Raw genomic sequence first — 5,264 nt, forward strand, 5'->3', positions numbered from 1 at the left:
GCGCTGCGCGCGCGCCCGGCGGCGCCGGTCTCGTACCAGCGCGTCCGGGAGGCGCTGCGCCCCGTTCCCCCGCCGCCCGAGCCCCCCGGGGAGCCCGCGCGGACCCGCCGTCCCGACGTCCTCGTGGCCGAGACCGAGCCGATCGAGGTGACGCCGCCCGCAGCGCCGGACGGCCCGGTGAACCGGCCCGGCCTCGTCGCGGCCGTCGTCCTCGGCCCCGTCCTGGAGGCGAACCTCCGCTACGAGTGGACGCAGGTCACCGCGTCCGGCGGCTGGCGGGAGGCGTTCGAGGAGCGGCCGCCCGGGCTGCTGCTCGTGGAGTCGGTCGGGACCTCCCTGCCCGTCGCGGAGATGGCGGAGTGGTGCAGGGAACGCGATATCCCCACCGCCTACTGGGACACCGGCGCCGGCCTCGGCGACGCCGCCGGGCACTTCGACCACGTCTTCACCGTGGACGCGGCGGCGGTGCCGGAGCACCGGCGCAGCCTCGGCCACGACCGCGTCCACCACCTGCCGTTCGCCGCGCAGCCCCGCCTGCACAACCCGACGCGCGTCCAGGACCACGGCCGCTACCCGCTGCTGTACGAGGGGGAGTACGACCAGGCCGCGGAACCGCTCATCGCGCCCGCGCCCCGGCTCGGCGCCCACTTCTTCGCCACCGGCTTCCCCCGCCTGTACCGGCAGCGGGTGGCGCCCCCGCGCCCGTACGCGGAGGCCGTCGCGATCCGCAAGCGGTTCCGCGTGCTCATCGCGCCCGCGCCCCGCCTGGCGTACGAGGCGGCGGCGGCCGGCGTCCCCGTCATCCATCACCGGGCGGACGCGAGCCCGCTGTTCGGCCCGGCGGCGGAGGACACCAAGGCGGCCCAGCGCAGCCTGCGCGCGCTCCTGCGGGCCCCGGAACTGCGCGACCGGCAGGCGCATCTGGCGCTGCGGCGGGTGCACGCCCGGCACACCTACCGGCACCGGGTCGACTCCCTGCTGGAGCGCCTCGGAACCGGCCCCGCGCCGGCGGCGCCGCCGACGGTGTCGCTCGTCCTGTCCACCTGCCGGGCCGAGCAGATCGCCTCCTCGATCGAGCAGATCGCGGCGCAGACCTGGCGGCCCCTGCAGCTCGTGATGATCCTGCACCGCCTCGACCTCGATCCCCGGGACGTGGAGAAGCGGGCGATCGCCGCCGGGATCGACGATGTCGTCGTCCGAAGCGCCGATGAGTCCCTGTCCCTGGGGGAGTGCCTCAATCTCGGCATAGAGGCCGCCGACGGCGCGTACATCGGCAAGATCGACGACGACGAGCTGTACGGGCCGCACTACGTGTCCGACCTGCTCCCCGCCTTCTCCTACACGGACGCCGGCGTCGTCGGGAAGCTCGCCCACTACGCGCTGCTGGAGTCCATGAACGCGACCGTGCTGCGCTACCCCGAGCACGAGCACCGCTATGTGGACGTGGTGCGCGGCGGGGCGCTGCTCGGCGACGGCGACCTGATGCGCACGTACCGGTTCGCCGACCGCGGGTGCGGCGAGGACACCGACCTCTTCCGGCGGCTGCGCGCGGACGGGGTCCGGGTGTACGCGGCCGACAGGTTCTCGTTCGTCACCGTCCGGCACGCGGACGCCACCCGCCACACCTGGCGGCCCACCGACCTGGAGCTCCTCGACTCCGGCCGCCTGGTGTTCTACGGCCTGCCCAAGGAGCACATCCTCTTCTGACCCGCCGCTACCAGGGCACCGGCCCGTCCTCGGCGATGAACGCGCCGTTCGGTGCGGTGCCGGTCGCCGCCCCGGCGATCACGGCCGCGCCCTGCGCCGGCGTCCGGGGACCGGTGCGCCCGTTCAGGTCGGTGGCGCAGTACCCGGGAGCGGCCGCGACCACGGTGACCGGGGTGTCGGCCAGTTCCTTGGCGTAGGCGACCGTGACGGCGTTCAGCGCCGTCTTGGACGCGTTGTAGGGAAGCAGGTTGACGCGGTTCACGGGGGCCGACGGGTCGCTGTGCAGCGTCAGCGAGCCGAGTTCGCTGGAGACGTTGACGATGCGGCCGGCAGGGGAGCGGCGCAGCAGCGGGAGCATCGCGTTGGTGACGGCGACGACGCCGAACACGTTCGTCTCGAACGCCGCCCGGACCTGGGCGACCGTCGTGCGGCTCGGCGGGGTGGAACGGCGCGGGTCGGAGGCGTCCGTCGAGGTGATCCCGGCGTTGTTGACGAGGATGTCCAGCCGCCCGTACTCGGCGCCGATCCGGTCGGCCGCGGCCGTGACGGTGCCCTCATCGGTGACGTCGATGCGGATGAACCGGGCGTCGACGCCCTCGCCCGCCAGTTCCGCGGCGGCCTTCTCGCCGAGCTCCTCGGACCGTGCGCCGATCAGCACCGTCCTGCCGCCGGAGCCGAGGATGCGCGCGGTCTCGAAGCCGATTCCCTTGTTCGCGCCGGTGACGAGCGCGATCTGTGCAGTGGTCATGGCTTCAGCCTGTGGCCGCCGCGCGCGCGTGAGGAGAGACCGCCCGAAGCTGGGATCGGCGGTACCACCCTCCGCGTGGCGGTCGCTCGGCGGCATCGGCCATGCTGGAACGCATGGACAGGCAGGAGTTGGCCGCGTTCCTACGCTCGCGCCGGGCCCGCGTGCGACCGGAGGACGTCGGGCTGAAGGCGGGGACGCGGCGGCGGACGCCGGGCCTGCGCCGGGAGGAGGTCGCCCAACTGGCCGGGATGTCGGTGGACTACTACATCCGGTTGGAACAGGGGCGCGGCCCGAGGCCGTCCAGGCAGATCCTCGCCGCGCTGGCGCGCGCGCTGAGGCTCACCGATGACGAACGCGGCCACCTCTACCATCTGGCGGGCGAGGCGCCGGAACCCCCGGCGGCGCCGTCCCGGGAGGTCCCGCCAGGCATCCTGCACCTGCTGGAACGGCTGGACGACACGCCCGCCTACGTCCTGAACGCCCGCCACGACATCCTCGCCTGGAACCCCCTGGCGGCGGCGCTGATGACGGACTTCGCCGCGCTGCCGCCCGAGGAGCGCAACGTGATCCGGTGGCTGTTCACCGGTCCGGCCGCCGCCCGGTACGACACCGACGCGTACGTGGCGGAGCTGGCGGGCGACTCGGTCGCGGACCTGCGCGCCGCCGCCGGCCGCTACCCGGGCGACCCTGGCATCGCCGAGCTGGTCGCTGAGGTGTCCGCGCGCAGCCCCCTGTTCGCCCGCCTGTGGGCCTCGGGGGAGGTGGGCATCAGGCGCAGCAGCCGCAAGCGCATGGTCCACCCGGTCGTCGGGCCGCTGGAGCTGCACTGCGACGTGCTGTACGTGCCGGAACGCGACCAGCGCGTGGTCCTCTACACCACCACGCCCGGCACGCCGTCGCACGAAGCCCTCAAGACCCTGCGCGAGGCCGGGCGGGACGCGCTCGCCGCACGCTGAACCGCGAGCGCGCCGCCCCGCGGTCGGCCCGGCGGTCGGCCCGGCGGTCGGCCCGGCGACCGGCCCCGTGACCGACCCCGCGGGCGGGTCACCAGGGGACGGGCTGCCCCGGCTCCTCGGCGCCGCCCTGGAAGGCGCCGCTCGGGCCGTCCTCGTCCAGCGTCGCCAGCAGCACGACCTCCGCCGCGCCCTGCACCGGTGTGCGGAACCCGCTGTTGCCGTTCAGGTCGGTGGCGCAGTAGCCGGGGTTGGCGAGGTTCACCTTGATCGCGGTGTCCGCCAGTTCCTTGGCGTAGGCGATCGTCACGGCGTTCAGCGCCGTCTTCGACGAGTTGTAGGCCAGCAGGTTGAACGGGAAGAAGGGGCTGGACGGGTCGGTCAGCAGCGTCAGCGAGCCGAGTTCGCTGGAGACGTTGACGATGCGCCCGGCGGCGGAGCGGCGCAGCAGCGGGAGCATCGCGTTGGTGACGGCGACGACGCCGAACACGTTGGTCTCGTAGGTCTCGCGCAGGCCGGCGAGCGAGGTCTCGCTCGGCGGGCCGTACGCGGAGGCCGGCGATATGCCGGCGTTGTTGACCAGGACGTCGAGCCGCCCGTGCTCCTCGCCGATCCGTTCGGCGGCGGCCTCGGCGCTCGCGGCGTCCGTCACGTCGATCCGGACGAACCGGGCGTCGATCCCCTCGCCGGCCAGGAGCGACGCGGCCTTCTCGCCGCGTTCGGGATCGCGGGCGCCGACCAGGACGGTCATGCCCTCCCCGCCGAGGAGGCGGGCGGTCTCGAAGCCGATCCCCTTGTTGGCTCCGGTGATGAGCGCGATCTGCGTGGTGTTCATGGCGTCACCGTGCCGCCGGGGAGTGGCCGGCGGGAGAGACCGCTCGAAGCTGGGATCGGCGATACCACCTTGGAGGCGGCCGACCGTCCGTTTCGTCCGCCATGCTGGAAGGCATGAACAGGCAGGAGACGGCCGCGTTCCTACGTTCGCGCCGCGCGCGCGTGCAACCCGCGGACGTCGGGCTGCAGGCAGGGGTGCGCCGCCGGACGCCCGGCCTGCGCCGGGAGGAGGTCGCCCGTCTAGCCGGGATGTCGGTGGACTACTACATCCGGTTGGAACAGGGGCGCGGCCCGAGGCCGTCCAGGCAGATCCTCGCCGCGCTGGCGCGCGCGCTGAGGCTCTCCGATGACGAGCGGAGCCACCTGTACAACCTCGCCGGTGAACGGCTCGGCCCGCCGCCGGGACCTCCTCAGGAAGTGCCGGCGGGCATCCTGCATCTGCTCGAACGGCTCGACGACATCCCCGCCTACGTCCTGGACGCCAAATACGACGTCCTCGCCTGGAACGACATGGCGGCGGCGCTCATCGTCGACTTCTCGAAGGTCCCGCCAGGCGAACGCAACCTCGTGCGGGCCTTCTTCCTCCACCCGGACGCCTGCCTCATCGAGGACGACGACGAATACGGGAAATTCGCCCAGCAGAGCGTCGCCGATCTGAGGACGGCGGCCGGGCGCTACCCGCGCGACCCCGGAATCGCGTCGCTCGTCGACGAGCTGAAAGGCGGGAGCGAGCTATTCCGGCGGCTATGGGACCGGCACCAGATCGAGGTACGGCGCGGCTCCAGGAAACGCATGCGGCACCCGGTCGTCGGCGAGCTCGAGGTGTTCTGCGACGTCCTCGTCGTGCCGGACCGGGACCAGAAGGTCGTCCTCTACAGCGCCACACCTGGCACCCCGGCGCACGAGGCGTTGAAACTGCTCCGCGTCATCGGCACCCAGGACCTCACCTCCGGCTGACGCCCCCGCCGACGTGCGGCGGAGGGGGGGGAGGTGGGGGGGCAAAAAGAACCCGACGCGCCCGC

General features: G+C 73.5%; 5 protein-coding genes. 3 read left to right on the forward strand and 2 right to left on the reverse strand.

Features of this window, described 5'->3' with window-relative positions:
* The coding region (locus tag ABZ914_RS45830; protein ID WP_500200952.1) for a glycosyltransferase family protein at positions 1-1,707 on the forward strand (1,707 nt) is incomplete at its 5' end.
* 7 nt (positions 1,708-1,714) lie between these two features.
* Here ABZ914_RS45830 and ABZ914_RS45835 read toward each other — a convergent pair.
* On the reverse strand, positions 1,715-2,455 hold the full coding sequence (locus tag ABZ914_RS45835; protein WP_500200953.1) for an SDR family oxidoreductase: 741 nt from the start codon (positions 2,453-2,455) through the stop codon (positions 1,715-1,717).
* 113 nt (positions 2,456-2,568) lie between these two features.
* On the opposite strand from ABZ914_RS45835, the gene ABZ914_RS45840 reads away from it, so the two are divergent.
* Entirely contained in the window at positions 2,569-3,411 is an 843-nt protein-coding gene (locus ABZ914_RS45840) for a helix-turn-helix transcriptional regulator (RefSeq protein WP_500200954.1), read from the forward strand.
* A gap of 88 nt (positions 3,412-3,499) precedes the next feature.
* Here the strand turns inward: ABZ914_RS45840 and ABZ914_RS45845 are convergent, their stop codons facing one another.
* Positions 3,500-4,243: an SDR family oxidoreductase gene (locus tag ABZ914_RS45845; RefSeq protein ID WP_500200955.1), complete on the reverse strand. Its 744-nt coding sequence runs from the start codon at positions 4,241-4,243 to the stop codon at positions 3,500-3,502.
* A gap of 113 nt (positions 4,244-4,356) precedes the next feature.
* Here ABZ914_RS45845 and ABZ914_RS45850 point away from each other — a divergent pair, with 113 nt between their 5' ends.
* Positions 4,357-5,199 (forward strand): helix-turn-helix transcriptional regulator, encoded by an 843-nt coding sequence (locus ABZ914_RS45850; protein ID WP_500200956.1) that lies wholly within the window; start codon positions 4,357-4,359, stop codon positions 5,197-5,199.
* Positions 5,200-5,264 lie beyond the last annotated feature (65 nt).

It is taken from the genome of Spirillospora sp. NPDC046719 (assembly GCF_040645715.1).
Lineage (GTDB): Bacteria > Actinomycetota > Actinomycetes > Streptosporangiales > Streptosporangiaceae > Spirillospora.

Excerpts from the sequence above, each read along its gene's own strand:
- ABZ914_RS45835 (WP_500200953.1), bottom strand. The coding sequence starts at position 2,455 with ATGACCACTGCACAGATCGCGCTCGTCACCGGCGCGAACAAGGGAATC.
- ABZ914_RS45840 (WP_500200954.1), top strand. The coding sequence starts at position 2,569 with ATGGACAGGCAGGAGTTGGCCGCGTTCCTACGCTCGCGCCGGGCCCGC.
- ABZ914_RS45845 (WP_500200955.1), bottom strand. The coding sequence starts at position 4,243 with ATGAACACCACGCAGATCGCGCTCATCACCGGAGCCAACAAGGGGATC.
- ABZ914_RS45850 (WP_500200956.1), top strand. The coding sequence starts at position 4,357 with ATGAACAGGCAGGAGACGGCCGCGTTCCTACGTTCGCGCCGCGCGCGC.